This window comes from Sphingobacterium faecium (genome assembly GCF_003054045.1).
Classification (GTDB): domain Bacteria; phylum Bacteroidota; class Bacteroidia; order Sphingobacteriales; family Sphingobacteriaceae; genus Sphingobacterium; species Sphingobacterium faecium.
In genome coordinates, this window is sequence record NZ_QBKH01000001.1 from 316,028 (window position 1) to 342,861 (window position 26,834).

Annotated in this window: 19 protein-coding genes and 1 riboswitch; of the genes, 5 read left to right on the forward strand and 14 right to left on the reverse strand. The window is 39.3% G+C overall.

The features are described from left to right. Nucleotides 1-18 precede the first annotated feature (18 nt). Entirely contained in the window at nucleotides 19-1,167 is a 1,149-nt protein-coding gene (locus tag C8N37_RS01380; RefSeq protein ID WP_108157204.1) for an efflux RND transporter periplasmic adaptor subunit, read from the reverse strand. Between the two features lie 367 nt (nucleotides 1,168-1,534). Here C8N37_RS01380 and C8N37_RS01385 point away from each other — a divergent pair, with 367 nt between their 5' ends. Beyond that, nucleotides 1,535-1,843 carry a hypothetical protein gene (locus C8N37_RS01385; RefSeq protein ID WP_146170971.1) on the forward strand — a complete coding sequence of 103 codons (309 nt, stop codon included), beginning with the start codon at nucleotides 1,535-1,537 and terminating at the stop codon, nucleotides 1,841-1,843. Between the two features lie 163 nt (nucleotides 1,844-2,006). Here C8N37_RS01385 and C8N37_RS01390 read toward each other — a convergent pair whose 3' ends face one another. Genes C8N37_RS01390 through C8N37_RS01405 form a run of 4 tightly spaced genes read right to left on the reverse strand, consistent with a single transcriptional unit; the run spans nucleotide 2,007 to nucleotide 6,911 of the window. Then, nucleotides 2,007-3,191: an AGE family epimerase/isomerase gene (locus C8N37_RS01390; protein ID WP_045754438.1), complete on the reverse strand. Its 1,185-nt coding sequence runs from the start codon at nucleotides 3,189-3,191 to the stop codon at nucleotides 2,007-2,009. After that, nucleotides 3,192-4,364, reverse strand: coding sequence for a glycoside hydrolase family 130 protein (locus C8N37_RS01395; protein WP_108157206.1), 1,173 nt, complete (start codon nucleotides 4,362-4,364; stop codon nucleotides 3,192-3,194). A gap of 18 nt (nucleotides 4,365-4,382) precedes the next feature. Next, nucleotides 4,383-5,783 (reverse strand): MFS transporter, encoded by a 1,401-nt coding sequence (locus C8N37_RS01400; protein WP_108157207.1) that lies wholly within the window; start codon nucleotides 5,781-5,783, stop codon nucleotides 4,383-4,385. Continuing rightward, nucleotides 5,784-6,911, reverse strand: coding sequence for a glycoside hydrolase family 26 protein (locus C8N37_RS01405; protein WP_153194311.1), 1,128 nt, complete (start codon nucleotides 6,909-6,911; stop codon nucleotides 5,784-5,786). Between the two features lie 249 nt (nucleotides 6,912-7,160). Here C8N37_RS01405 and C8N37_RS01410 point away from each other — a divergent pair, with 249 nt between their 5' ends. Beyond that, nucleotides 7,161-8,042, forward strand: a complete 882-nt coding sequence (locus C8N37_RS01410; protein WP_045754442.1) for a helix-turn-helix domain-containing protein — start codon at nucleotides 7,161-7,163, stop codon at nucleotides 8,040-8,042. Nucleotides 8,043-8,079: 37 nt separating this feature from the next. On the opposite strand, the gene C8N37_RS01415 is transcribed toward C8N37_RS01410, so the two are convergent. The 5 genes from C8N37_RS01415 to C8N37_RS01435 form a co-directional block, all read right to left on the reverse strand. Continuing rightward, nucleotides 8,080-9,150 carry a cell shape determination protein CcmA gene (locus C8N37_RS01415; RefSeq protein ID WP_108157209.1) on the reverse strand — a complete coding sequence of 357 codons (1,071 nt, stop codon included), beginning with the start codon at nucleotides 9,148-9,150 and terminating at the stop codon, nucleotides 8,080-8,082. A 12-nt stretch (nucleotides 9,151-9,162) separates the two neighbouring features. Continuing rightward, nucleotides 9,163-10,749: a RagB/SusD family nutrient uptake outer membrane protein gene (locus C8N37_RS01420; RefSeq protein WP_108157210.1), complete on the reverse strand. Its 1,587-nt coding sequence runs from the start codon at nucleotides 10,747-10,749 to the stop codon at nucleotides 9,163-9,165. 11 nt (nucleotides 10,750-10,760) lie between these two features. Next, entirely contained in the window at nucleotides 10,761-13,946 is a 3,186-nt protein-coding gene (locus tag C8N37_RS01425; protein WP_108157211.1) for a SusC/RagA family TonB-linked outer membrane protein, read from the reverse strand. Between the two features lie 169 nt (nucleotides 13,947-14,115). Beyond that, nucleotides 14,116-15,171 carry an SGNH/GDSL hydrolase family protein gene (locus C8N37_RS01430; protein WP_108157212.1) on the reverse strand — a complete coding sequence of 352 codons (1,056 nt, stop codon included), beginning with the start codon at nucleotides 15,169-15,171 and terminating at the stop codon, nucleotides 14,116-14,118. Between the two features lie 127 nt (nucleotides 15,172-15,298). Continuing rightward, nucleotides 15,299-15,736, reverse strand: coding sequence for a GNAT family N-acetyltransferase (locus tag C8N37_RS01435; protein WP_244914311.1), 438 nt, complete (start codon nucleotides 15,734-15,736; stop codon nucleotides 15,299-15,301). A 608-nt stretch (nucleotides 15,737-16,344) separates the two neighbouring features. On the opposite strand from C8N37_RS01435, the gene C8N37_RS01440 reads away from it, so the two are divergent. Then, nucleotides 16,345-16,836: a hypothetical protein gene (locus C8N37_RS01440; RefSeq protein WP_108157213.1), complete on the forward strand. Its 492-nt coding sequence runs from the start codon at nucleotides 16,345-16,347 to the stop codon at nucleotides 16,834-16,836. 72 nt (nucleotides 16,837-16,908) lie between these two features. On the opposite strand, the gene tenA is transcribed toward C8N37_RS01440, so the two are convergent. From tenA to thiM, 4 genes are read right to left on the reverse strand one after another with little or no spacing between them, the layout of a single operon-like run. Continuing rightward, complete coding sequence (gene tenA, locus C8N37_RS01445; RefSeq protein WP_108157214.1) at nucleotides 16,909-17,559, reverse strand: thiaminase II; 651 nt, start codon at nucleotides 17,557-17,559, stop codon at nucleotides 16,909-16,911. Next, nucleotides 17,546-18,484 carry a bifunctional hydroxymethylpyrimidine kinase/phosphomethylpyrimidine kinase gene (gene thiD / locus C8N37_RS01450; RefSeq protein ID WP_244914312.1) on the reverse strand — a complete coding sequence of 313 codons (939 nt, stop codon included), beginning with the start codon at nucleotides 18,482-18,484 and terminating at the stop codon, nucleotides 17,546-17,548. The genes tenA and thiD overlap by 14 nt, the downstream gene beginning before the upstream one ends. Then, complete coding sequence (thiE, locus tag C8N37_RS01455; RefSeq protein WP_108157215.1) at nucleotides 18,481-19,119, reverse strand: thiamine phosphate synthase; 639 nt, start codon at nucleotides 19,117-19,119, stop codon at nucleotides 18,481-18,483. Before thiE ends, thiD begins: the two co-directional genes overlap by 4 nt. Continuing rightward, nucleotides 19,116-19,913: a hydroxyethylthiazole kinase gene (gene thiM / locus C8N37_RS01460; RefSeq protein ID WP_186812859.1), complete on the reverse strand. Its 798-nt coding sequence runs from the start codon at nucleotides 19,911-19,913 to the stop codon at nucleotides 19,116-19,118. Before thiM ends, thiE begins: the two co-directional genes overlap by 4 nt. A gap of 60 nt (nucleotides 19,914-19,973) precedes the next feature. Further along, nucleotides 19,974-20,066, reverse strand: a riboswitch (TPP riboswitch). Nucleotides 20,067-20,175: 109 nt separating this feature from the next. On the opposite strand from thiM, the gene C8N37_RS01465 reads away from it, so the two are divergent. Both C8N37_RS01465 and C8N37_RS01470 read left to right on the forward strand, forming a co-directional pair. After that, on the forward strand, nucleotides 20,176-24,087 hold the full coding sequence (locus C8N37_RS01465) for a hybrid sensor histidine kinase/response regulator transcription factor (protein ID WP_170114448.1): 3,912 nt from the start codon (nucleotides 20,176-20,178) through the stop codon (nucleotides 24,085-24,087). Nucleotides 24,088-24,246: 159 nt separating this feature from the next. Further along, on the forward strand, nucleotides 24,247-26,823 hold the full coding sequence (locus C8N37_RS01470) for a hypothetical protein (RefSeq protein ID WP_108157217.1): 2,577 nt from the start codon (nucleotides 24,247-24,249) through the stop codon (nucleotides 26,821-26,823). The last annotated feature ends 11 nt before the right edge of the window (nucleotides 26,824-26,834 follow it).

The following is a 26,834-nucleotide window of genomic DNA, read 5'->3' on the forward strand; positions in this document are numbered from 1 at the left end:
TTGATACTGGTCTAGAAATTAATTTTTCAAAGAGTCTTGGCTCACGATCTTAGGCACGGCTACGACTCCTTCTGTTAATTGGTCTATACTATTGATAGCAATTTTATCGCCCGGTTTAACACCCGATTTGATGATATAATCTGAACCTGTGCGGCCATCTATTTCGATCGTTTTCATCGCCACCTTATTACTGTCAGCGAGTACATAAACAAAAAATTTGTCTTGTATATCTTTCACTGCAGCCATAGGTAATGTCAGGGCACTAGTCAGATTTTTTGTCAAAACCACGCGCGCAGCACCACCGGAACGTAAAATTTTATCGGGGTTTGCAAATACAGCTTTTAGCGATATCGTTCCCGTGTTTCGGTCAATATTACCACTTGCAATTTCTACTTGACCTTTTTGGTTGTAGCGGTTACCGTCTGCCATGATGATCTCTACGGTATTCATCCCTACATCTTTTTTTCGATCATTCATAAAGGCAATGAATTTAGCTTCATTCAGATTGAAGTAAACATAGACCTGATCTATCTCAGATAAACTGGTCAACGGATTTGCATCAGTAGGGGTGACCAAATTTCCGACCCTGCTCGGAATACGTCCTATGTAACCACTTACGGGTGCCTTAATGATCGCAAAAGCAGCATTTAACTGCGAAGAGCTCAGGGCTGATTTAGCCTGTGCCACTTGAGCTGTTGCAGCATCATATTGCGCCTGTGCAGTTTTTAACTGTAGGTCTGAAACCACCTTTCCCTGAACAAGAGGTCTTATTTTTTCCAATTCGATCTGAGCGTTGGCCTGTGACGCTAATGCCGATTGTAATGATGCTTTGCTATTAGTCACCTGCTCATTGAAGACATCGCTCTTGATTTTGAACAGCGATTGTCCTTTTTGTACATATTCTCCTTCTTTGACATAAGTAGCCTCTAGATAGCCGGATACTTGTGCTCGAATATCGACATTGACTGTTCCTTCTATAGTACCAGGGTAAGTTTCTACGATGGTAGTCGGAGATTCTTGTAATGCGATGAAATCAGCATGTAATGCCTGTTGTTCGTATGATCCTCCCTGTTGTTGTCCTCCACATGAACTAAACAAAATACCGAAAGCAAATACGGCTATGTATAGATTGAAATTGATCCTTGCTTTGAATTCTTGCTTTACCATTTTTTTATACTATTAAAATTTCAGATACAAATAACAAGAGTTATAATCATTTAAGAAAGGGATAAGTGACTGAACTGGCGAAAATGGCTTCTGAAACGAAACTGTTGTCATCTGAATCAACACGGTATAAAGTTGTACAGAACCAAACCTGTATGTCGTATATTTAACAGCTGCAGGCTTAATATGGGAGAGGTAAAAGAGTAAGATGGATCGTCAAGAAAATAGATGGGATACGGTTCAGCAGGTTGACGTTTTCAATTCAACATCGAATTTTGCTAGTTGAGCTATTTTTCTCTTAACAATAAGGCACCTCTTCTCTATTTTTGTATGACCTCCGAAGAGTAATCCAATGATGAAGAGTAATCCAATGATAATTAGGAAAGCGAATCAGGGTATCAGCGCTCAACGGGATAAATACTTAAACACAATTTCTACCATGATGATGGAATATATTTTGGTTTTTTCAATCTGCAAAGATATGATCGTAAGAAGGCAGGAGATCATGTCCTATCTGCAGCAACATCTCGATCATTTGGAATTAACGACCATTGAGTTACAAGATCGGAAGTTTACGATGTCCATCAAGTCTAGAGAACGCCTGGAATACCAAATTCAGAAATTGATCCGTTCAAAGGGTTTACAGATCGGTTTTATATCTGGCGAGCGTATCGGATAAGTCCACGCTTATGGATTGTGTATTAGGCTTATTTTATGATGAGCTAGACCATCCGTCAAAACTGCCGGAATTATTCATAATTAAAAAATGCACCTTCCTGCTTATGAGTCAAATTTTGACGGAAGGCACATTCTCTAATTTTTACTGCTTTTATTTGCACGGATCAATCTTTTGGTATTCGATGCAGTAATTCTAAGCAAGCTCGCGTATTATGGTAGGGGCATTTCCAGATGCCGACCTTATCTTCTCCCAGCATAAGTTCACCCTGCGCATCTCTTCCCCAGAACCATTCGCCATGTTTAGTATCAAGAAGATTGGATTTGATATAACTCCAGATCTGATACACGACTTTCAAATACTTCTCGTGTTGTGTAAGGGTATAAGCGGAATAAAAACCCACTAAAGCTTCAGCTTGTACCCACCAATGTTTTTCTGCATGCAGATGTCGGGTAGCATGGTTATATTCATAGTTGAGCGCACCACCTTCAAATCCTTCTAAAGCGCCTTCGGCAAGTTGAATGGCATGTCTTTTATAAATTTTGATCCACCTTTTATCTTGGATCGTTTCAGCACATTCTAACAGGAGCCAGGAAGCTTCAATATCGTGACCGAAGGAGAAAAAGCGTTGTGAACTTTCCCACCGATTATTCATAAAGAGGATCAGATGTTTGCCATTAATGATGTATTGGTCAAATATGGATAATAAATGATCTATTTTCTCTTTTAAATAATCAGTAGGCGCTACACGATATAAATTGGAATAGGCTTCAATAATATGGAGATGAGTATTCATGGTCTTGCTTGCCTGAAGATCCTTGTCTGAAAGGCGCACATCATCGATCTTAGACCAATCCTGACCTAATGCTTCGATATAGCCACCATATACAGGTTCAAAAGCATATTTTTCGAGTTTTTCAACTAATTTATTTGCCCAGGCAAGTACTTCCATATCCTGCGAAATTTCATAATATGCCGACAGACCATAGATCACAAATGCGATGGCGTAAGTTTGTTTTTTACCCTCCAATACTTCCCCTTTATGGGTCAATGACCAATATACCCCTCCATATATGGGGTCTATTCCATAAGTTTTTATATAGTGATAAGCGCGTTCGGCAAGAGCTAGATCAGTGGGATCGTTACTGTTTTTATAGGCTGCGGAAAATGACCATAGTAGACGTCCCTGTAGCACTAAACCCTTTGCCGCAGTATCATCTACCTGATTATCTTGCGTGATTCTTCCCACAAAACCACCATTGATTTCGTCGATGGTATTGTTCTTCCAGTAACGGAGGATATTGTTCAATGCGATATCCAATTCTTTGCGAAGGTTAGTTGTTGCCGGCATTTATGCGATCTTATTATTGGATTCAATCAAAGCTATAATTCTTTCTACAGAACTATTGGAAGTCAATAAATCTTCCGGAGTTTGCGTGACGTAATCAATCAATTGTTTTATAGTGGTTGTCGCTACATGCATGCGTGTATCTGAAGAAGCGTAATAGATCAATACATCGTCGCCATCCTGAATCCAGCCATTAGAAAATACAACATTGGAAACATCTCCAATACGCTCATCACCTTCTGGAGCGATAAAATAGCCTGCAGGTTTATAAATAACTTGCGTAATATCATGAAGGTCGGTCATAAACAGGTAGAGTACATAGCGAAGACCTGCAGCAGTATGGCGTACCCCATGTGCAAGATGCAACCAACCTAAATCTGTTTTTAAAGGAGCAGGTCCTTGACCGTTTTTAGCTTCGTAGACAGTATGATATACTTTTTTATCAATCACAATTTCATGATCGATGATCGCATTTTCCATTTTATCACAATAACCAATGGCGATTCCACCACCTTGTCCAGCTTCAAGGAATGAATCTTGTGGACGGGTGTAAAGGGCATATTTTCCTTCAACAAATTCGGGATGTAAGACCACATTTCTTTGCTGTGCAGCATGGGTTTTCAAATCGGGTAAACGTTCCCAGTTGACTAAGTCCGAAGAACGAATAATGCCGCATTGGGCAATTGCTGCTGTCTGATCATTTTCAGAAGCGTTTTTATCTCTACGTTCTGTGCAAAATAGACCATAGATATACCCGTCTTCATGTGCCGTAAGTCGCATATCATAGACATTGGTATCTGGTTCTTCTGTTTGTGGCAGTAAAATCGGTCTATCCCGAAAACGAAAATGATCGATCCCATTGGGGCTTTCAGCAATGGCAAAAAATGATTTCCGATCTGCGCCTTCTACACGTGCAACTAATAGATATTGGTCATGGAATTTTATTGCTCCTGCATTAAAAACAGCATTTATAGCAAAGCGTTCTATAAAATAAGGGTTTTCTGTTTGATTAAAATCAAAGCGCCATTTTAAAGGGATATGTGCCGCAGTAAGAACAGGATACTCGTATCGATCGAATATACCATTGCCAATTGCTTTTTTGTGGTTTTTTCGAACAAGTAATTCTTCTTGTTTTTGCGTGAGTAGCTGTAATCGAGATTCGAATATTGTGGTCATAAGAAAATATAAATTGTATTAATGGTGATTTCTGCGCTTCTCCAATTCTTCGGATATCGCATACATTTTCGCATCAGTAAGGCTATAGAAATAAATAAAAATAACGGAGATCAATGCCCCTATGGCAGGAATAATACTCATCATTAAGCGAATTCCATTTTTTGCACTATCGGTTTGTATTGCATTGGCTTCGAAGCCATAGATGGCCAATATCCAGCCCGTCAATGCTCCACCCATCGTCCAGCCTAACTTTTGAGACATCGAGGAGGAGGAGAAGATCAATCCTGTTGCTCTACGTCCAGTTTTCCATTCCGAATAATCGGCAATATCGCCATACATGGACCATAATAAAGGAAAAATTGCTCCTGCACAGATGGAAATTAAGCATTGTAAAATAAAAATATAAGCCACCTGTGTTTCGTCTAAACTATAAAAAAATAAACTCAGGATCCCGGCAAGGATCATAGCCGAGGCAAATGTTTTTTTCTTTCCTAATCGATCTGCAACGGGCTTGACAAGTAATACCCCAATAATATTAGCCCCTTGACCTAATACCAGGTAGAGTGTGGAATAGTTTAAATGGAGATTTAGAAATGGAATATGTACGGCATTTTGATTGGTAAAGTAGTATTTAAAATAGAAAATAGCAGAACCATCACGTAGGGAATTGAAAATCAATGTTGCAATCCCTGCAGCAAGCAATATAAACCAAGGCTTGTTGGTCGCTAAATCACGCAGGTCATCCCTCAGCGAATTGTCGGTACTTTTAACAGGAAGGATTCGTTCTCTTGTCCATGCAAATGTAAAATAGAATAAAACAGAAGCGATACAAGCAAAAATAATCATGGTATACTGCCATCCTCTTTGAGCATCGAATAGACCATTTTGCACTTTTCCAAAATAATCAACCAACGGTTCTGCTAATCCTAAAACTAAGATGCTTCCAGCAAATGCAAATACAAATCGATAAGAAGATAAGGCCGTCCTTTCTTTGATATCAGCGGTCATGACACCCATTAATGAGGCATAAGGCACATTGATAAGCGAATAGATCATCATCATCAAGGTATAGGTACAATAAGCATAAATAATCTTACCCGATTGACTCAGTTCGGGGGCTGAAAAGGTCAGGATGCCAATCAGACCAAAAGGGAGCGCAATCCATAAAATAAAAGGTCTAAATTTTCCCCACTTGGTGTGTGTACGGTCGGATATGATCCCTACAAGAGGATCAAATGCGGTATCCCAAATCCGTGTGATCAAAAACATGGTCCCTACTACAGCGGCGGAAATACCAAATACGTCAGTATAATAATAGAGCAGGTACACGGAGAATATTTTCCAAAAAATAGAAGATGCAAAATCTCCAAAGCCATAGCCCACTTTCTCCTTAAAGGATAGTTTTTCTGTTTTCATCATTTATTTATAGAGATTTAGCGCTTTAGTTTTCTTTCCAAAATAGACGTTAGGTAAGGCGTAGAAGTTTTTGAAATCAGAGGAGGAGGGGTGTCCCTTATATGGAGCATAATAATGCATTTGATTTTCTTCTTTTTTCAAACCATGATTTCTCCAGATCAAAACATAACAGATATCAAAATCTTGAACAGATGCATATAAAGTCTGCGTCCACCAAGTAGGATCGGGAATGGTTTCAAATCCTGTTTCCGCGAGTGCCATCGGTTTTTGATTTTTCTGGGCATATTGCTGCAATACGGTTAAATTATTCCGTAGCAAGGCCGTGAAATCTTTTTTTGATTGTTCAAGTTCTGCCTTAGAAGGGGATGGCTTGGCGAATTGATACGTATCGAAACTCATCATATCAGCATAATCATTGCCGGGGTATCTATGGATAAATTCCTCTTCAGATTGAAAATTATTGGTATTATAGACGTAGATCAGGTGGTGAATATTCTTTTTATTTTTCAGATAATCCACGGTAAACTTCCATAACTTGATATAATCATCTGGAGAACAGTGTGGATTTCCCCACCAAAACCAGCCACCATTATGTTCATGAAAAGGTCGAAATAGAATGGGGGCATATACGCCTTCTTTCGTTTTAAGTTCCTTCAGAAAATCTGCGGCACGATCTAACCATTGGACATATAACTGATGGTTTTTACCACCAGGAATAATGCTGGCGACTGCCGTTGTGGTATCCCATGAGTTTCCTAAGCTTTGTGGATTGTCCATATGCCAACTGATGGTGTTAATAGACCCAGCTTCAAAACGATCCACGATAAATGCTTTCATTTTAGCAAATGATACCTGATCGATATTATGCGAACGTTGGTGCTCAATGCCACCAATATCCCATCCAAAGACAGCCGGATAGTCGCCAACGACGTCTTTGACATCCGATCGATTCGGTACATCTTTCCAAGTGACACCGTAGGCTAATGCATCTTGGTGTCCAAATAGTAAAGCTTTTTTATCTTGTAATTTGAATAGGTTTTGATACAGGTTTTTGGTTTCTATTGTTGCTTCTTGGTCGATCAATACTTGCGCCCTTAACGGAAGTAAATACATGGATAAGAGTGAGCACATGAATAAATTGAATATTGGAAATCGCACTATAAATAGATTTATTGGTAAAATAATCAGGTTGCTAATTGTTGATTCAATATTACAAAGTAATTAGAAAATAGGCTAATACTATTTTAACAATATTGATTGATAATCTGACATTATCATTTGTTTAAATGATATGAAACCTATTTTTATTTAAAATTTATTTAATATTTATTTATCACATCTGATAAAAAATACTAGATTAGTATACCAATTGTAAACATCATGGATCATACCAATATCATTAAGGAAATAACACCACTAACGCAGTCAGATTGTTTTACGATGTTCAGTCGCATCAAGAAGGAGTTTGATTTTCCGCTGCATTATCATGATGAATATGAATTAAACCTGATTATAAATGGACAAGGAGCGAGGCGTATTATCGGCAATCATATCGAAACGATCGATGAACTGGAATTGGTATTGGTAGGACCCAATCTTCCCCATGCCTGGTTTACCCACCAATGTCAATCTGAGGAAATTCAGGAGATCACGGTACAGTGGCATAAGGATTTATTTGATGAAAAATTTCTAAAGCGCAATCAACTTAATTTCATTAAAAAAATGTTCGAATTATCATCCAAAGGCTTGAGTTTTTCCAAAGAAGCCATTGAGATGATAGCCCCTCGGATAAAAGATCTGGATAAAAAATCAGGATTTGATTCTGTGATTTCCCTGATGCTCATCTTACGGGATCTATCTTCTTCACGCGGGGTGCAAACCTTATCGGGAGATAATTTTATTCAGGTAGACAATTTCTCGTATAATAGCAGACGGCTTGATAAGGCATTTGAATATATGAATGCCCATTATGGTAAGCCAATATCGTTGAAAGAAATTGCCAAATTGGTCAATATGACAGAGGTTTCATTTTCCCGATTTATAAAAAAGCGAACGGGTAACACGTTTATAGATTCGTTAACAGAAATTCGATTGGGGCATGCGACCCGATTATTAATTGAAACCACACATGCGGTAGCAGAGGTGTCATTCACCTGTGGCTTTAATAACATTTCCAATTTCAATCGTATTTTTAAAAAGAAAAAGGGATGCACGCCGACCGAATTTAGGGAGAATTTTTCGGGCTCGCGGATATTTGTGTAATGTAAAAGGCGATCCGAAGATCGCCTTTTACAGGGTACTATTTAATAAAGATGAGATCATCTAAATAGATATTTTGATTAGCATCATCAGGACCCGGAAGCCAAAATCCCAATTGAACGATATTTCTACCGTTGACAAACTGATCTATATCTGCGGTTTTCAATTTAAAGTAATTCCATTTATTGGCCTTGACAATAAGTTCAGTATTCCGATCCGAATTGCCATAGGCAACATTTCGAGTATTCGAGGTGATATATAACGTCTGATCCGATGTACCACCTTTTAACCAGAATGAAATATAGGTATATTCGACAGGAACGCTAATTCCTCCTGACCAATTGGCAAATCCATTAGCCGACCAATTTCCTTTATTATAAGTCATCTTGAAAGAATGTGTTCCTGATTTAGCAGCTTCACTGGATACTTCTGCCGGTCCCCATGAACCATTGACAAGACCTTGCTCCATATCTTCATAAAACAACACTAAAGCTTTATCTAAATTGACAAAATCATCTTTACTGGTGATACTACCTGCTTCATTAGTCAAGATTAATTTGGATTGTGTAAATTCAACAACAGGGATTTTCAAGGTGATGGAAGTAGCCGTTTTCGAAACAATTTGAATCACTGCTTGCTCATCCTTGACAAATTTAGCTTCGGAGATATCCGCAAAATTCTTACCCGTCAGTGTAAGCTCACCATTTCCTTTAAAGTTATAATTGGCTACTTCGAGTATGTTTGGAAGACCCAGTACTTTAAAAGGAACGGTAAATTTGACGTCTTTGTAATTGATAAAAACAATATTTTGGTCTGCAGGTATTGCATCATCTGGAATACGGAAGATCACGGCATGGTCTGTATTGAAATTGGGATTTAAGGTGGCTTCAATACTATCTTTTTCAAAATAGATTGTTTTAATTCCACCTAATCCTGTGCCTTTTAGTGTCAATACTTCTCCTGCGGCACCTTGGCCCGGTGATATTTCTTGTGGATTGGGATTGGTGGAAGGCTCACTTAAGTTGCTTTCTTCTTTTTTACAGCCTATAAAAACTCCGACTGCACATAACATCCCGATGGATATAAATAATGGTTTTAATATATTTTTCATTTTTATAGGGGATTAATTCGTGTAATAAGGAACTGCTGGTTTTAATAATTCAGGATCAGAGACAGTTTCCGATTGCGGAATAGGTAAAAACAACTGCGCTTCATTATTGATCGTCGTTTTGAATGTGCTGATTCCATTACCGGTATAAGAACCACGTTCCTGTTTGGACACAAATTGCTTCGCAAAATCAAAACCTCTTCTTTGCACATCAAACCAAAAATCGCCTTCATAAGCAAATTCGGCACGTCTTTCTTTAAAGATTAGGTCTGCAGTTAAAGATGTAGCTGGGATGTTGTTGAAATTTCCCGCTCGATTGTGAACCTTATTGAAAGCATTTAATGCGGTTGCATCTGAAGTGCTCGCTTGGGTTCCTAATGTCGCCTCGGCATAAATAAGTAAAATATCAGCATAACGTAAAATATAGGTACAGATATCAGAAGATCCATTATCAGATAATTTTTCACCATTGGAACCTGGACCTACGACATATTTAAGCGAATTTGCTCGAGAACCATTTCTAAGAGTAGTCGTTGTTTCATAGTTTGTGCCGGTGGTATCGTAGGTAAAACCATTTGGAAAATTGACATTTTTCCAATCCGCTCGGAAAAAACCTTGTTCCATATTTGACCATTTACGGCGTCTATCTTGTGCGGCATAAGATTCTAACATATCGATAGTTGGATAGACGGATGAGTACCCAGTTCCTTTGTCGGGTTTCATTAAGGTACTCGGTGCTGCATAAGCATTGACAGCATTGGCATAACCATAACCACCATCTGCTATCCACTGCAATGCGAATAAAGACTCTTGATTATTATTTGCTTTAGAACTGGTGAACATTTCCTCATAATTTGGATATAGATCATATTTTCCGGAACTAATGACGAGTTGCGCTTTTTCTTTGGCCTTCTCATAATTCTTTTGATATAAATGTACTTTAGCCATCATTCCTGAAGCAGAAAGGGACGAAACTCGACCTTTTTGATAGGGAGTGGTCGGAAGATTTTGTTCAGCAAATGCTAAGTCTTCTAAGATAAAGCGTAATACATCCGATTGGATATAACGGGGTACATTGTAATTACCTGATCCAGCTAACGCAACTGGATCATTGACAATAGGAATATCCTTGTATATTCTGGTTAAGTAAAAGTAGGCAACTGCGCGAATAAAACGGGATTCGGCAATAGCGATATTCAAATAATCTTTATCTCCAGAAGTGGTTTTTTTCTGCTCGAAAGTCGAAGCCAAAACAGTAGCTGTACCCGCAACTTTATAGAGTGAGCGCCATGCAGAAGCAACCAGTCCATCGGTACTCAGGACGGTGAAATTATTAAAACTACCACCATCATAATTGGGCCCTGTTTCGGTTAACATATTCCCAGCTAGTGTTTCCCCGATAGCATGGAACGATTTGTCGGTGTAGTCGTACCAAACCGAATTATAAAGATAACCAGTAGCCGCATATACCTCTTCTGCAGTATTGTAATAGGTATCTAAGGTTGGATTATTTTCAGAGGGTTTATTTAGAAATTCCTTTTTACAAGCAGTAAGCATAAAGCCAAGCCCGAGGATCATATATATAAATTGATATCTTTTCATGATGATGGAAATTAGAATTGAATATTAGCTCCGATCGTAAATGTTCTTGGATTTGGATAGTGACCATTATCCACATTTTGAGATAAGACTGATTTATTGAACGAACCGATCTCGGGATCATACCCGGAGTATTTGGTAAACGTATATAAGTTTTGTGCGGATAAATAAATTCTTGCACTAGAGGCTTTCACCGATTTCATCCAACGTTCCGGAAGGTTATAACCAATGGCAATATTTTGAATTCTCAAATAAGAGCCATCTTCAATATAGCGGTCAGAATTTTTGGTATTGTTACTGTGCCATTGGTTGACAAAACGCGGAATAGATGCGTTGGGGTTGGATTCTGTATAGCGGTTTAAAACATCAGCAGATTGATTTAAAAAAGGATTTGAAAGTGATTCGGTATATTTCTTTGTCCAGTTAAAAATTTTTGAACCCTGCACTCCTTGTAGGAAAATAGATATGTCAAAATTTTTGTAGGTAAAATTATTGGTGATCCCGTAATTGAAGGTCGGGTTAGGATCTCCAATAGTGGTCACGTCTTCAGAGCCTATTTTTCCATCACCATTTAAATCTTTATACCGTACATCTCCTAAATATAAACCTGTTGGACCTACAGCCAATCCCCAATCCGTACCATTATTGAGTTCGTCCATCGAACGGAATAATCCGTCCGTGACATATCCATAGAAGGTACCGACTGCATGTCCTGCTCGCGTAATGTTAACGACAGAAGTAGAGCCCGTGAAATCTTGCTCTACGCCACGCAGTAACGCATTTTCCGAGTTTAGGCTAACCAATTTATTTTTATAGTGTGAAAATACAACGCTTGTTTTCCAAGTGAAATTGTCGCGTTGTATATTGTAACTGGTGATTCCGATATCAATACCTTTATTGGACATTTTGCCCGCATTTGTAACCGGAGGTTCAATTTCTTTATAGGCATTGTAGGGTGGGTTTGGATCTAATCCTGCAAATACTGGTAGTGTGGTGGAAAGAATCATATCCGTGGTCACTTTATTATAAACATCTACGGTTATTTCTAATTTTTTCTTCAATAGGGTTAAGTCAAAACCTGCATTTGTCGTTTTCACAGACTCCCATCCTAAATTTGGATTTCCGACATTGGCGGGAATACCTCCTTTGCCAAATGGAGAAATAGGGAAGAGGCGAATATTGGTAGAGTATGCATTTTGAACCGGAGAATTCTGATTTCCTACTGTACCATAACCAACACGAAATTTGAGATAATCGATCGCATTCCAGTTTTCAGCAAACTTTTCCGAAGTCATTGTCCATGCACCGGAGATAGCTGTAAAAGTTCCATGTTTCCTATTTTCTCCAAAGCTCGAAGCCCCATCACGACGTAGGGATCCGGAGATCGCATATTTATTGTCGAATGTATAGCTCGCGCGACCGAAATAAGATTCCATAGCCCATGAACTGGTGGTGGAGTTTGTTCCGGAAGGTACAACAGTTCCTGCATTAATAGATTTGATATTTTGATCTAGGTCGATGGCACTGATGTAATGTCCATTATAGTGTGATTCCTGTGCTTCATGTCCTAATACGGCCGACACCCAGTGTTTAGCACCAAATCCTTTGTTGAAATTTAAGAAATTTCTCAAAGCCCAAAAATGACTTGTGTTTCGATCTTCTCGCAATTTACTGGGAGAAAGAATACTTTGACCAGTATTCTGATTATCTATTTTGGGCTGGAATGCGGTATTTTCTGCTAATTGGAAATCATAGTTTACTTCATTTCTTAGCGTCAGATAATCGGTAAATTTCAGTTCCGCATAAATATTACCAAAAGCTTTATTTTGGATCGCATTTACTTCACGCAAAAGTGCAGTAGCAATTGGATTGCCATTGGCATTGCCAAACGTATTGTTACCTAAAGAACTTGTCGTGATATAGTTGCCATTTGCATCTTTAATAGGGGTTGCAGGACTATTATATAAAACGATTGCTGTGGGCGTTTCTACTCCGTCGGTAAGGGTAATCCCTTGATTAGAACGGGATAAGTTTGCGGTAATACCTGCTTTTAACCAAGGTTTCACTTCTTGATCCAATGCAAATCTACTGGCTAACCGATTAAAATCTGAACCAATGATGGTACCCTTTTGATCAAATGAATTGAGCGAAAAATAGTAAGACGTTTTGTTGTGCCCTCCAGAGAATGCTAATTGATGATTGCTCGTATGGCCAGTTTGGAATAATGCATCTTGCCAATCGGTACCCTTACCCAATATTGTGGGATCTTTGAGTTCACCGATCTCGTTGAGTGCAGTTCCAGAAGCTTTGAATACTTCGGGGATTAATGAATTATAATAGGTTGCGTACTGTGGCAAGTTCATGATGTTGAGTTTTTTTGCCACCTGCTGGATACCATAATAGCCATCATAGGTAAATTTACCTTCACCGGCTTTTCCTTTCTTAGTTGTGACTAGGATTACGCCATTGGCACCCAATGATCCGTAAATAGCTTGTGCCGAGGCATCTTTTAAGATGTCAATCGATAAAATGTCATTTGGATTTAATGTGGCGAGGACAGACTGCTCGGTCTGACCACCTTTTCCTCCAAGTTGGTCTTGTGAGACCGAGTTTGTACTGGTTAGGATCGGAACTCCGTCGATCACATAAAGAGGTTCTGTTCCATTGACTGAGGTAATACCACGTACTTTAACGGAAACGCCACCTCCGGGCTGACCGCCATTGTTGGTCACCGTTACACCTGCGACTTTACCCTGCAGTGCTTGATCTATTCCAGCTACGGGTTGGTCCTTAAAATCTTTTTCAGAGATAGAAGAAATGGAAGAAGTAACATTTGCTTTACGGACAGAACCGTATCCGATCACGACCAATTCATCCAAAGTATTGCTAAAGGGCTCTAAAGAGATGTTAATGGTGTTTTTATCTGCAATAGTAACTTCTTGAGCTTTGGAACCGACAAAGGAAAACACTAAACTCTTAGCGTTTGATGGGATCGTGATGGTATATTTTCCTTGACTATCTGTCGCGGCAACGGTATTGGTCCCCTTTACCGTAACGTTGACGCCAGGAAGTTTTTGTCCCTCTGCATTTTGGACTATACCTGTGATTACCCGATTTCCGGATTGTTGGGCATAAGCAGAATGGAGACATAATGTAAAAAAGCCCACTGTAAGTAGGGATCTTTGTAGAATGTTTAACATAGCTTTATTTCTTGGTTATAATTATCCAAATATGGAGATAATTCAAGTAGATCTTTAATACTATTATGACCAATCTTAATAATATTCGAACTATTTAAACCAGAAAATGTTTATTTAAGCTATTTTTTGTAGGTTACTGTATTGATACTATTTTGCTATTTTTTTGGTTCTATTTTTTCCAGTTATATTGTTTTAGGATAGCATGCTCCAGTTCTTGTGCGATCTGCACATGTTCCTGCGCATCAGGATGGCTGTCGCATCCAGAATTGTAAGATTTTTGAAAGAGATAATAGTTGATGTTCGTGTCATCTGCACGCTTCACAATTTCAGGTAATTGTAAGGCAAAATAGGATTTAAGTTCCGGATCTGCCATTGGGCTGCTTAAACATAAAATTTCTGCTTGAGGATATTTTTGACGTAGCTTCTTTAGAAAGTCAATATAATTCTTTATAAATAATTCAGCAGGTTGAAGACCATCATTCTGTCCAAGTGTCACACAGACTAAATCGGGTTGATAAGTGGAAAAGTTCCAATTGATGCGATTGTCGCGCAAATTTATTTTATCATAAATATCAGGCATTGTAAATTTTAGATCACAACACGAATGCATAAGACCTATTCCTGAGTATGATGTCAACTGCCATTTTGCATGGAGACTACGTGCTAAAATGGGGCCATACGCTGCATAGGCATCGTGCTGGTCAGACCATTCTCCTGTGCCGCAGGGGATGCTGAGGTTGGAGCCAGTCCCACAGGTGATGGAATTGCCATAAAATTCGATTTTGCGGGTCGTTTGGTCCAATGATTTGTAAATCTGTTCTGCTTGGATATTCTTTAATGCTAGGGACCCTATATTTGCTTCTGTTCCTTTACAGATCAATACGTGATGTCGACCTGCAGCAAGCTTTTCACCAATCCGTATTTTATTTTCCTTCGAGGCAAGCTTCAATCGTTGCACCGGTTCCTGATCGATGAGTATACTGATGTAATTATGATTTTTTCCATATAATTCTTCATCGATAAGTATAATGTCACAATAGGATCCTTCGTAATCGAACTCAAAGTACACCCCAGGAGCATAGAAAGTGGGCAATTTAGGATCTGAAAAATCAATTCTTCCAGTATAAGTAATTGCAGGGTGGTCAGCAGAAAAAGTTTGTGTTTTTTGCTGTGCTATACAGGAGAAAAAAGAGAACAATAGGATACTGATACAAATTCTATACATGGGGTTGTTTATTTTGGTGCTATAATATAGGTGTAAAGTTGTGTTTTTTGTGGCAACATGTACATCAAATAAGAATTAAATATGTGATGCAGAAATTTTGTATACGCTAGCTCTAAAGGCTCAAGTTTTAAACCTGTTCATTTTTAATATAATAAATTTTGCTTTCTTTAGCTTGAAAGCCGATACCTTGATAAAGGTTTAAAGCGGCTTCGCGATGATCTTCTGTGTAGAGTAAAATCTCCTTAAGCTTTTTCTCATGGCCAATTTCTAATATTTTTTCAATGAGTTTTTTTCCGATACCTCTACCTCTATATTGCTCATTCACCACCACGTCCTCGATCCATCCTTTGCTACCTGAAATTACTTGATAAGTACATATACTAGCTATCCCTGCTACATGCTGATCAATTAAACAGTAAACGAATGATATGGGATTTTCATCCTTCAATATTTCAGTTAACGGCAATTGCTTTTTTTGAGGACTGAGCTGTTTAAAAAGCGCTGCTATCTCTTCGGCAATTTGATCATTGATGTCAGCTAAGCTCAAAATTTTTATTTCCATCATATTTTTAGTTTGTTTTATTTAAAAATATCTCCTGTTACTGGTTCAGAAATTAAATACTGGTATTTATATGTAATATTTACAAATTTGAGAGAAAAAAAGTTATTTACCAAATACAATGTCTCGTGTAGAGATGTGATTGGCTTAATTTCCTTTAAGATCATACTTTAATAGGGATTGATGATCTTTTTTAATAAGCTACTCAAGAAAAAAAACAGATTCGTCATCTGATCGATCAAGCTGTACGGGTCAACTTTACTATCATGGTAAATCATCCCATCATGAGATGGCAGTACCGCAGCTGTGAGGATCCTAAATTTTATTCCTGATGATTTTGCGAAAACTGGAGTAAACCGAAAGTATTTGGTTGCATAAAGTTATTAATGCAACCATTTGGAGTGGATTAGTAAAAAAACAATAAATTGGGATTTTAATATTTAAAAACACCTTTTAAAGCTTATTTAAGCTTTTTTTAGCCTAAAACCGCCCATTCTGTGACCACTTCTTAGCTTTGTGCAGCCCTTTCTTCAGAAGAAGCAGCCCTTTCTTGTGAAGAAGGGGAATAAGATGTCTGAAGTCAAATCATTTGTTTCATACAGGGAGTTGCATGTTTGAAACAAGTGACGTCTTGTTGTCGAGGTTGGATCAGTATATCTCAAACTGCTGATGTTTCTTTAGCAAAAACGATCCCTTATGATGAAGCTGTGTTCCCTTACTGCAAACAAGCGATCACCTATGGTGAAGTTGTGTTCCCTTATCGCAAACAAGTGATCCCTTGTTGTGAAGTAGTATTCCCTTATTGCAAACAGGTGAACCCTTGTTGTAAAATTGTGATCCCTAATTGCAAACAAGTGAACCCTTGTTGTGAAGTGGTAATCTCTTATTACAAACAAGTGACTCCTTGTTGTGAAATTGTGATTCCTGATTGCAAACAAGTGACTCTTTGTTGTGAAGTGGTGATCCCTAATTGCAAACAGGTAACTCCTTGTTGTGAAGTGGTGATCCTTGATTACGAACAAGCGATCCCTTCTTGTCAAGAAGAGATCGCTGAAATCCAACAAGTAATCCCACTTTTACGCTCTTTATTTAACTTTTTGCTATAATTTTAGTAAACAGGTAGCGTGCTAACTATTTTTCATAACTGAAATGAATAATAGGATTTAACCTCTTTTCCATTAAATCCAGCTTTTAATATCATAAGCAGCTTCCCAGAAATAATATTCCATTTTTGAAGCTGTAATAAAAGCTTCGGTCATTTTTTCTCTAATGGTCGGTGATGCTTCCGCTGCTGCCTTGTCGCACAGATCAATGGCTTGCTGGACGGCAGTTGCAAAGTCTTCACCACCATAGGTATCAATCCATTTTTGGTACGGATTACTGCTACTGTTCACCTGATTAAGGATATGATCACCGACCTTTTTATAGATCCAAAAGCAGGGGAGTACCGCAGCCATAGCGATTTCAACGGCGTCTAGTGCTGCCGTACTTTTTAAAAAGTGTACGTAGTGATGACACACAGGTTGCATCGTTCCCTTTTCCGTTAAACCAAAATCCTGAAAGTATGCATGATGAAGGGCATTTTCGACCACAATCGCTGTTTCCGCATACTTGATATAGTTTAAAGTAGTATCTACATCATTTGCCCGAGCTGCGATCAGTGCTAATGCTCTTCCGAAGTGTTCCAGATAGAGTGAATCTTGAGCCATATAAAACTGAAATTTATGTATAGGTAGATTTCCAGCAGCTAGTTCAGTAATAAAGGGCATGTCTAAGATAGACTGGTAGTTATTTTCAATTTGATTCCAAGTGATTTCAGACCAATTCATTTTTAATTAATTTATCAGGGTTAAAAAAGTGGTTAAGAGGGCCATTGCCTTTTCCGATTACGACATCTTTTCCATGTTTAATAGCTTCGTAGATATAATCTTGCGCTAATGCTACTGCGGTATGAAAATTTTCTCCACGTGCCACGTAAGCGGCGATTGCTGAGGAAAGTGTGCAACCCGATCCATGTGTATTTTTTGTCGCAAATTTTTTCGTTTCAAAGGCTGTGTACTGGCCATTTTCTTCAAAAAATAATGAGGTTAGAGTAGCCGTTTGTTGGTGTCCCCCTTTAACAAGAACATGTTTACAGCCTAAGGTTTGAATAATCTTTGCCGCCTGGTGCATATCGTCCAGAGTTTTCACATCAATGCCAGCCAATAGTGCAGCTTCGTCCATATTTGGAGTAATGATGTCGGCTATTGGAAATAGCTTGTCCATTATGGTTTGGATGGTATCTGCCTCAATAAGTGTATGACCACTTGTCGCCACCATGACAGGATCAAAGACGATCGGGATCTTTGGATAATGACTTAAAGAAGTCGCGATTGTTTCCACCAGTTGGGGGGTATGGACCATGCCTATTTTAATAGCAGCAGGCATAATATCATCTAAGATCGAGGCGATCTGGTCGGATACAGCTGCTATCGGAATGGGATATATTTTTTGTACCCCTTGTGTATTTTGAACCGGTAGTGCAGTAAGGACTGACGTAGCATAGCAGCCTAAAGCTGAAAAGGTTTTAATGTCGGCCTGAATGCCTGCTCCGCCACTACCGTCAAAACCAGCAATGGTGAGCACCGAAGGATAGGTGTATTTTTTCATTCGTATCATTACTTTCTGAGCGCGAAGTCTCGGTTTGTGTTTGATGATGAAGCTATCGTGAGTCATATGAAGCAGTTTTTGTGCATATGCTCCTGAGGGCTTCATTTTAATAGTTCATTTTTAATCGCATAAGCAGCTTGTTCTGGATGGTCAGCACCACAGATCGCGGATACCACCGCTAAAGAATCGGCTCCCGCTTTTACGATTGCTGACGCATTTTCCAATCGGACATTTCCGATTGCAACCAAGGGCTTATCCGTACGAGAACGGATCATTGCTAATCCACTCAAGCCCCATTCCGTTACGGTATCTGTTTTCGTTTTCGTATTAAATATGGGGCTGATACCTAAATAATCTGCTACAGCGGTGTTTTCGTCATCTAATTGAGGGAGATATTCTATAGAATAGCCAATGAATTTATGCTCAAAAGAATGTTGACGGCGTAGCACAGCAGGAGCGACATCCTGATTTCCAACATGGATTCCAGCAGCCTTTATTTTTTCAGCTACCTCAGCCTGATCATTGATGATCAGTGGGATATGATATTTATCGGTAATCTCTTTCAATTTCAGGGCTTTATAAATAAACTCTTTAGTCGTGATCTCTTTTTCACGCAGTTGAATTATATCCACACCTCCACGAATGGCATATTCAGCAACTTGAAGGAAATCACGTCCTCGGCAGTCCTTTTCCGAAATCACTAAATAGAGAGGATAAGGAAATGAGGGGTGCAGGTTCATGATTGGACGATTTTTAAATGGGTAAGAAATTCGTGTTCTGTGATATTATAGAGTTTGTCTAGGATATGGGTCTGTAGACTTCCAGGACCAGCACTCTCATTTGCCGCTAATTCTCCTGCTATGCTCAATAGACTCATCGCAGCAGCAACAGCCTCCGTTTTATGGTCAACAACAGCAATAAACGCAGCGATTAGAGCTGATGCAGTACAACCTAATCCGGTCACCTTGGTCATCATTGAATTTCCATTCTTCAAGTATATACATTGATTTTGGCTGATGATGATATCTGTTTCACCTGAAATGCATATGATTGCGCCAGTTTTGGCGTGTAGATTGCGAGCAGCCTCAATAGCCTCGGTACTGATCGCGGTACTATCAACCCCTTTTGTCACTACATCTGCTGTTTTTGCAAGAGCAATGATTTCAGAAGCATTCCCTCTAATGACGGTAGGCTTAAAAAACAACAGTTGATTTAAAACAGTATCGCGATAGGAGGTCGCACCTGCACCTACAGGATCTAAGACCCAAGGCTTCTTGACCGAATCTGCTTTTTTAGATGCTATGAACATCGATTCGGTCCAATATTCGTCCAGCGTACCGATGTTGATGACCAGTGCATGCGATAGCGTTACCATTTCTTCGACCTCAGATTTGGCGTGTGCCATGATCGGTGATGCCCCCACTGCCAATAGTGCATTAGCGGTATTATTCATCACCACATAATTGGTGATATTGTGAATAAGAGGCGAGGTATTTCTTACCTGAATGATGTGTTGCCAGAGTTTTTTTTCCATTCTTATATTTTTAACAATAAAAGCTTTAGGAAAAATCCATAACAACAGTCCGGATAAGTAGATGGACTGATTGCTTTTCCCTACGCCGGTGTTAGCCGGATCAGGTTCAAAGGGACTCTCTCAATTCTTTACAGAATACCCCTAAAGCGTAAACAAAAGTATTGAAAAAAAATGAATTAATGGATATGCGGTCCGACTCATCATCATACGCTCCAGATTGTATTTACACTTTTAAATAATTATGTTTGTAAATACCTTGTTTATGATGCGGACAGTTTATTTGTTTTTATTGCTATTCCTTTCGCTTTGCTGTTCTTCTGTTTTTGGGCAATCGTTAGATTTTCAATTTTTTAGAAATATAGGGCTTGGAGCAAAAGCGAGTACAGTGCACTGCTTTGCGCAGGATAGCCTGGGTATATTATGGTTGGGTAGTAATAATGGATTATATAGTTACGATGGTTACTCCCTTCATGCTCCAACGGAGGCAGCATTGCACTATCAGACCTTTATTTATAGTATTGCTGTTCTTGACGGTACTCATCTTGCTTTGGGGACTGGTAAGGGTGTTTTTTTATACAATTATCGCGAAGATCGTTACGAAGTATTTCCAGCTGGTGGCCCCTCCGATGTCAGATCGCTCCTGTTAGTTGTTGATCAACTATGGATCGGTTCCATCTCCGGTTTATATGGATACGACACGAAAACCAAGAAACTGACTAATTACGGAAAAACTTGGTATAAAGATTTGGATGGACAAGCTATTTATGCCTTATCCACTCAATCGGATAAAATTTTAGTGGGTACTTATAAGGGGCTGTATCAACTCCATCCTGCTCGTAAAGAGGTGAAGAAATTGGTTCTACCAGATTATAAATCGGGCAGTAATCAATTTGTCAATTCTATTTTTTCCCTGACCTCGCCTAAAATAACATTTATAGGAACGGAATATGGTTTGTACATGTACGATAACAAGACCGAAAAGCTGTCCAAAGCACCGGTACTGCAAAACCATCCTATCAAATCAATGGCGACAAAAGATAGTCAAACGTTATTGATAGGTACTGATGATGGGCTCTTTGAATATCAGCCCGTACTCCATACGCTCTTGCGAACCAAGCATGATTCTCGAAATACGTATTCTTTAGCCAATAATATTATTTGGAGTATCTATCGGGATCGTAGCAATAATATCTGGGTCGGTACAGATTTGGGGATCTCCCTCTGGTCGAACCAACAAAAGGAGAAAAATTTTCCGATTTATCAGTTTACCAATAGCAGCGATGGGAATCGATTTTACAAAGTATTCAAAGATCGTGCAGGATGGTATTGGCTTGGTGGCGACAATGGTTTGATTCGGACCAGAGGATTGGGGCAAAAAGACTTTGAGAGCTATTGGTACCGGATGGATGCTGCTCCATATAAACTTCCCCATAATCGGATTCGGGATATCTATCAGGATGTTGCGGGACATTTATGGATAGCTTCTGACGGTGGGGTCAACGTATTTGATGCCCAGACCAAACAGTTTAGAAGTTTTGATATTGTGGATTCAAATGGCATGAGAAATGCAAAATGGGCCTACAATATCTTAGAGGATAAGCAGGGTGAACTTTGGATAGCAACCTATATGGGGGGTATATTTAAGGTCAATAAAAATAAACTTTTATCCTCTTCGGGATCTTTTATTGCTAATAAAAATTATACTCAATCTGATGGATTATTGGCCGATTTTGCCAATCAGATCGTTGACAATGGACGCGGGAAAATTTTAGCCCTGTTTTATAACTTGGGTATCAGTAGTATTGATCCTTTGACGGGAAAAGTGGAAGAATGGAAAGATAAAGAGGGTAAATCGCTGAACCAATCTACGTTTATGTTGAAAGATCGGGAGGGTACGGTGTGGATAGGACAGCATGGCGAATTGAGGCGGGTAGACAAAAATGATCGTAATGATCTTCTTGTTTTCGATCCTGTGGTCAAAGGAGAAGTCACTGCTATGGTAGAGGTGGGTGATGAGATCTGGCTTTCTACCAATGGAGGTGTCTGGAGCGTAAATAAAAAAAGCTTAAAACCCGAATTACTGAGGTATAGCCATGATATAACGGCGATGTATTATGACCAAATTCAACATGAGGTCGTACTGGGCGGAATCAATGAGCTGACAGTCTTACCTGATAAAGCGATCCATGGATCCAAGCAAAAAACTAAAAAAATTGTGCTCACAGCCATGTATGTGAACAATGAAGCATATGGTAATTACGGTTATGGTTTGCGCTACAGGAATGAAATTACATTGGATCATGATCAAAATAACCTGAGACTTGAATTTTCAGATCTTGATTATGGCAATCATCTTGGACACCGTCTGGCTTATAATTTTAAAGATAAAAATGAAAATTGGATCCCACTGGAGCGCGGAGATAATAAAGTCCTGCTTTCCAATTTAAGATCAGGTGATTATCATTTGCAGCTGACAAAAGTGGATCTTTCTGGAAACGTGGTGTCGGATATTTATGAATACCATATTGTGATCAAACCTATCTGGTATGCGTCTATATGGGCTAAAATTGGTTATGTGCTGGCAGGTTTTGGCCTTATTATTTGGGTGATGAACTTTTTTCGAGTGCGTAATACCTTAAAATGGGAAAGACGTGAACGACATAAAGTCCAGGAACTGACCCGTATGAAAATGGATTTTTTAACCGCGATCTCTCATGAGTTGAAAACACCACTTAGCTTAATTTTAGCTCCTGTTAGCCAATTAATGCGAAAGACAAAAAACAGTGAAAATAAGAAAAGTTTAGAAGGAGTGCATCGCAATGCGCTTAAAATAAATAACTTGATTCAGGAAGTAATGGCTTTTGATAAAGCCGAAAATCAAGATTTATCGGCACCTAATTTACTCAATTCGCAAATTGATCTTGTTGCATATGTCAAGCAGATCACCGAAGAGTGGCAAAACAATACAGCCTATGCGCATCTGGAATTTTATTTTAGTTCAGAAATAGAAAGTGTTTTTGTCTATACTGACGTCTCCAAGCTGGGATCCATTTTAAATAATCTGCTGTCGAATGCATGTAAATATAATCGACAGGAAAAGGGATCGATCGCTGTTAAGATCACGAAGGGTGAAGAAACATTAAGCCTGGTTATTGTTGATACCGGAATAGGGATCAGCCCAGAAGATCTGCCTTATATCTGCAGCAAATTCTACCGTTCATCTTCCGATGAGGTCAATCGACTTGAAGGAACTGGGGTGGGCTTGTATTTGGTGAAGAGTTACTGTGATCAACTGGGCTGGGAAATGGATATTGTATCCACTTATCAGTTGGGAACTGCGGTATCGATCAGGATGTTTATGGATCGTTGGGAGCTTAGGGAAGATGATGCAGAAAGCATGCCTTCAGATAAACGGAAGCTCCTGGTTGTGGAGGATAATGAAGAATTGTCTTCTTTCTTAAAAGTAGCCCTCGAGTCCTTGTACATCTGTAAAGTAGCGAAAGATGGCCACGAGGCCATGCAGTTGATCAATGACCATGCTTTTTTGCCCGATATCATCATCTCAGATGCGATGATGCCGGTAATGGGGGGACTTGAATTGGCGAAAAAATTACGTCAAAATACGCTCACCTCAACAATACCTATTATTTTATTGACTGCTAAGAATGATGATCTGATCCAACGAGAATGGGTTGCGGTAGGTATAGATGTGTATATGGCTAAACCTTTCGATCTGGAAGTCCTTAAGATGCAATTGTTACATTTATTGGACAAAAAAGATAAACTGGCAACCCAGTTGCGGATCCAGGAGATCGGTCAGCCGAGCGTGAGCAGCGATCAGGTATCTCCAGATGAAAAGTTACTGAGTAAAGTGACAGCGATCATCGAAAAGAATATCGATGATTCCGACTTTTCGGTACAGCGACTTGCTGAAGAAACGGATACTGGAGCAAAGCAATTGTACCGTAAGATTAAACAAATGACGGGCTATACTCCGGTCGAATATATTCGTACGATCCGGATCAAAAAGGCAGCTCTTTTATTGCAACAGAAAAAGTTTACCGTTGCCGAAGTGATGTATATGGTGGGGTATTCTAATCCTTCTTATTTTTCAAAGTGCTTTCAGGCAGAGTTTGGTGTCACACCGAAAGCTTATATGGATCGAAATGCCTAACGGGTTGTTATTGAGACTCTTGATTTTGTTGTCCAATGGGTTGATTCCGCAGATGTCCAATTTGTGTTGTTCTTTGTCCGATATGCGTTCGTAGATATCGTATGCGCTTTATAAGTTTGTGTTATCAATTGAAACCAAATTTATAAACTGAATTATTGTATGCGTATAAGTATTATATTTATCGGCGCTATTTTTGCGTTTTTGACTTCTTTTTCTCAAGAAAATAATCGAGTGCCTACTATTTTTGTAGACAAGCAAGGTGTCATGCGCTGGTCGGATACCCAAAAAGAGGCGTCTTTCTACGGCACGAATTATACGGTTCCATTTGCCCATGCTTATCGTGCGCTATCTTATAAAGGAGTCAACCATAAAGAAGCGATAGATCGGGACGTTTACCATCTGGCGCGCTTAGGTTATAATGCTTATCGCATCCATATCTGGGATGTGGAGATCTCAGATGCAAAGGGCAATCTTTTGGAAAATGAACATCTGGATTTACTGGATTATCTATTTTTTAAATTACAGGAGAAAGGTATCCGGATTTTAATTACGGGGATGACTAATTTTGGAAACGGATATCCGGAAAAGAATGAAGATACTGGGGCTTTTACTTACCTTTTTGATAAATGTCAGGTTCATGCTGATCCACGGGCAATAGCGGCACAAAAAGCATATATCACACAGCTCCTTCGTCACAAAAACCCTTATACAGGTTACACCTATCAAGAAGATCCCTATGTTGTGGGATTTGAAATCAATAATGAACCCTGCCATATGGGATCGGTACATACGACAGCAGCTTATATAAAAGAAATGGTAACCGCTATGAAGAAAGCGGGAAATAAAAAACCTATTTTCTATAATGTAAGTCATAATATCGATCATGTACCAGCTTATTTTAATGCGGATATTCAGGGTACTACTTATCAATGGTATCCCGTTGGTCTGGTTGCTGGAAAACAACGTGAAGGAAATTTCTTACCCTACATTGATCAGTATAATATCCCTTTTTCGACCGTTAAGGGGTTTGCAAATAAAGCCAAGGCTATTTATGAATACGATCCGGCCGATAATCTATACGGTTATATGCATCCGGCGATGGTACGTACATTTCGTTCTGCAGGTTTTCAGTGGATTACTCAATTTGCATATGATCCCATCGATATTGCGGCCTATAATACCGAATACCAAACCCATTACCTCAATTTGGCTTATACACCTGCTAAAGCAATCAGCACCTTAATTGCAGCACAAATTGCCTATACGATTCCAAGAAATCAACAATTTCCAGCTTATCCTCAGGATACACTCTTTGGCGATTTTATGGTCAGTTATAAGCAAGATCTGTCTGTGATGAATACGCCAGAAAAATTTTACTACAGTAATGAGACTTCATATTTGCCGAAACAAATTGATAGACTACAGCATATTGCGGGCTATCGATCTTCGCCTGTCGTTGGATATACGGGTTCTGGTGCCTATTTTTTAGACCAATTGGAAGATGGGCTTTGGAGATTGGAACTCATGCCCGATGCGGAGCAGGTGGCGGATCCATTTGGCAAACCATCTCTTTCCCGTGAGGTGACGCAAATTTTGCACACCGCACATGTTATGGATATCAAATTGCCCAATCTCGGTACAGCATATACGGTTCAACATATAACAAATAATACCGATGACAATAATCTTCAACAAGTGCAACATACGAGTTTTGTCGCAACTCCAGGCGTGTATCTACTAAAGCGTAAAGCCTGGAGCAGTAAAAATAGCTGGACAGCAGATAGCAAATGGGAACTTGGAAAGATAGGTGATTTTTATGCTCCTGTAGCAACTGTAAACAGTAAACCGGTGATGCAGCATCAACCTGCTAAAACGATAGAGAAAGGTAAAGCAGTCAGGTTAGATTTTCGCTTGATCACGGCACAGCAACCCGATTCGATCATTTTGCAGACGGATCAGGTTTCTTTCTGGAAAGCGCATAATCCTTATATTAAACTGTTGCCGAAGGATCATTATACTTACGAAGCTCAGCTACCCGAATCGATGTTGCAGGGAGACTTGCTCCGCTATACCGTTACCGTATTTATGAATGGAAAACAGTTCACCTATCCTGATGATAAAAATGGGGCACCGCTAGATTGGGATTATCAGGTCGGTCAGTATTGGACATCTGATCTGGTTGAATCGAGCAGTCCCATACTCTTGACCCAAGCCGAAGGACCGGACTGTCCATTTGAACGCTATGCGATTCCGGAGAAAGCTTATGTAACATCTAAAATAGTACAAAACAACTTGACCGAAGTCGCGCAATGGCAGTATACTTTCGAAGGTAAAGATGCTGGTTCCCGTTATTTCTGGGTGAAGGATGTGAAAGATATTATTGCTGCACGACCTAAAGGAATAGCGCAGGCAACAACAGTCTGTATACAGCTGCAATGGAAAGATCATACAGGTTCATTGGATATCGGCTTTGTGGATGATCAGGGATATACTTATGCAAAACAAGTGTTTGTGGAAAATAAGGAAAAGAAGGTGTTGCGCATTCCTCTGGCTGATCTGCAGATGATACCGACTGCTTTATTACCAGCTCCTTATCCCGATTTTTTAAACCGTTATTTCCATCCGGAGATTCCTCTTCCTTTTGTAAAGGATAAAATCGAGAAATTGGTTATAGCGACAAATGGGGAAGTGCAACAGGGGGCTTCGGTTTCAATTGGAGCGCTTTGGTTAGAGTAGGGTTTGTTGTG

What these genes read in the sequence shown, in the direction of transcription:
- C8N37_RS01390 (WP_045754438.1), bottom strand. Translation starts at nt 3,191, where the DNA reads ATGCCGGCAACAACTAACCTTCGCAAAGAATTGGATATCGCATTGAAC.
- C8N37_RS01420 (WP_108157210.1), bottom strand. Translation starts at nt 10,749, where the DNA reads ATGAAAAGATATCAATTTATATATATGATCCTCGGGCTTGGCTTTATG.
- C8N37_RS01400 (WP_108157207.1), bottom strand. Translation starts at nt 5,783, where the DNA reads ATGATGAAAACAGAAAAACTATCCTTTAAGGAGAAAGTGGGCTATGGC.
- C8N37_RS01405 (WP_153194311.1), bottom strand. Translation starts at nt 6,911, where the DNA reads ATGTGCTCACTCTTATCCATGTATTTACTTCCGTTAAGGGCGCAAGTA.
- C8N37_RS01380 (WP_108157204.1), bottom strand. Translation starts at nt 1,167, where the DNA reads ATGGTAAAGCAAGAATTCAAAGCAAGGATCAATTTCAATCTATACATA.
- thiE (WP_108157215.1), bottom strand. Translation starts at nt 19,119, where the DNA reads ATGAACCTGCACCCCTCATTTCCTTATCCTCTCTATTTAGTGATTTCG.
- C8N37_RS01415 (WP_108157209.1), bottom strand. Translation starts at nt 9,150, where the DNA reads ATGAAAAATATATTAAAACCATTATTTATATCCATCGGGATGTTATGT.
- C8N37_RS01430 (WP_108157212.1), bottom strand. Translation starts at nt 15,171, where the DNA reads ATGTATAGAATTTGTATCAGTATCCTATTGTTCTCTTTTTTCTCCTGT.
- tenA (WP_108157214.1), bottom strand. Translation starts at nt 17,559, where the DNA reads ATGAATTGGTCTGAAATCACTTGGAATCAAATTGAAAATAACTACCAG.
- thiM (WP_186812859.1), bottom strand. Translation starts at nt 19,913, where the DNA reads ATGGAAAAAAAACTCTGGCAACACATCATTCAGGTAAGAAATACCTCG.
- C8N37_RS01425 (WP_108157211.1), bottom strand. Translation starts at nt 13,946, where the DNA reads ATGTTAAACATTCTACAAAGATCCCTACTTACAGTGGGCTTTTTTACA.
- C8N37_RS01465 (WP_170114448.1), top strand. Translation starts at nt 20,176, where the DNA reads ATGATGCGGACAGTTTATTTGTTTTTATTGCTATTCCTTTCGCTTTGC.
- C8N37_RS01470 (WP_108157217.1), top strand. Translation starts at nt 24,247, where the DNA reads ATGCGTATAAGTATTATATTTATCGGCGCTATTTTTGCGTTTTTGACT.
- C8N37_RS01435 (WP_244914311.1), bottom strand. Translation starts at nt 15,736, where the DNA reads ATGATGGAAATAAAAATTTTGAGCTTAGCTGACATCAATGATCAAATT.
- C8N37_RS01385 (WP_146170971.1), top strand. Translation starts at nt 1,535, where the DNA reads ATGATAATTAGGAAAGCGAATCAGGGTATCAGCGCTCAACGGGATAAA.
- thiD (WP_244914312.1), bottom strand. Translation starts at nt 18,484, where the DNA reads ATGAAGCCCTCAGGAGCATATGCACAAAAACTGCTTCATATGACTCAC.
- C8N37_RS01395 (WP_108157206.1), bottom strand. Translation starts at nt 4,364, where the DNA reads ATGACCACAATATTCGAATCTCGATTACAGCTACTCACGCAAAAACAA.
- C8N37_RS01410 (WP_045754442.1), top strand. Translation starts at nt 7,161, where the DNA reads ATGGATCATACCAATATCATTAAGGAAATAACACCACTAACGCAGTCA.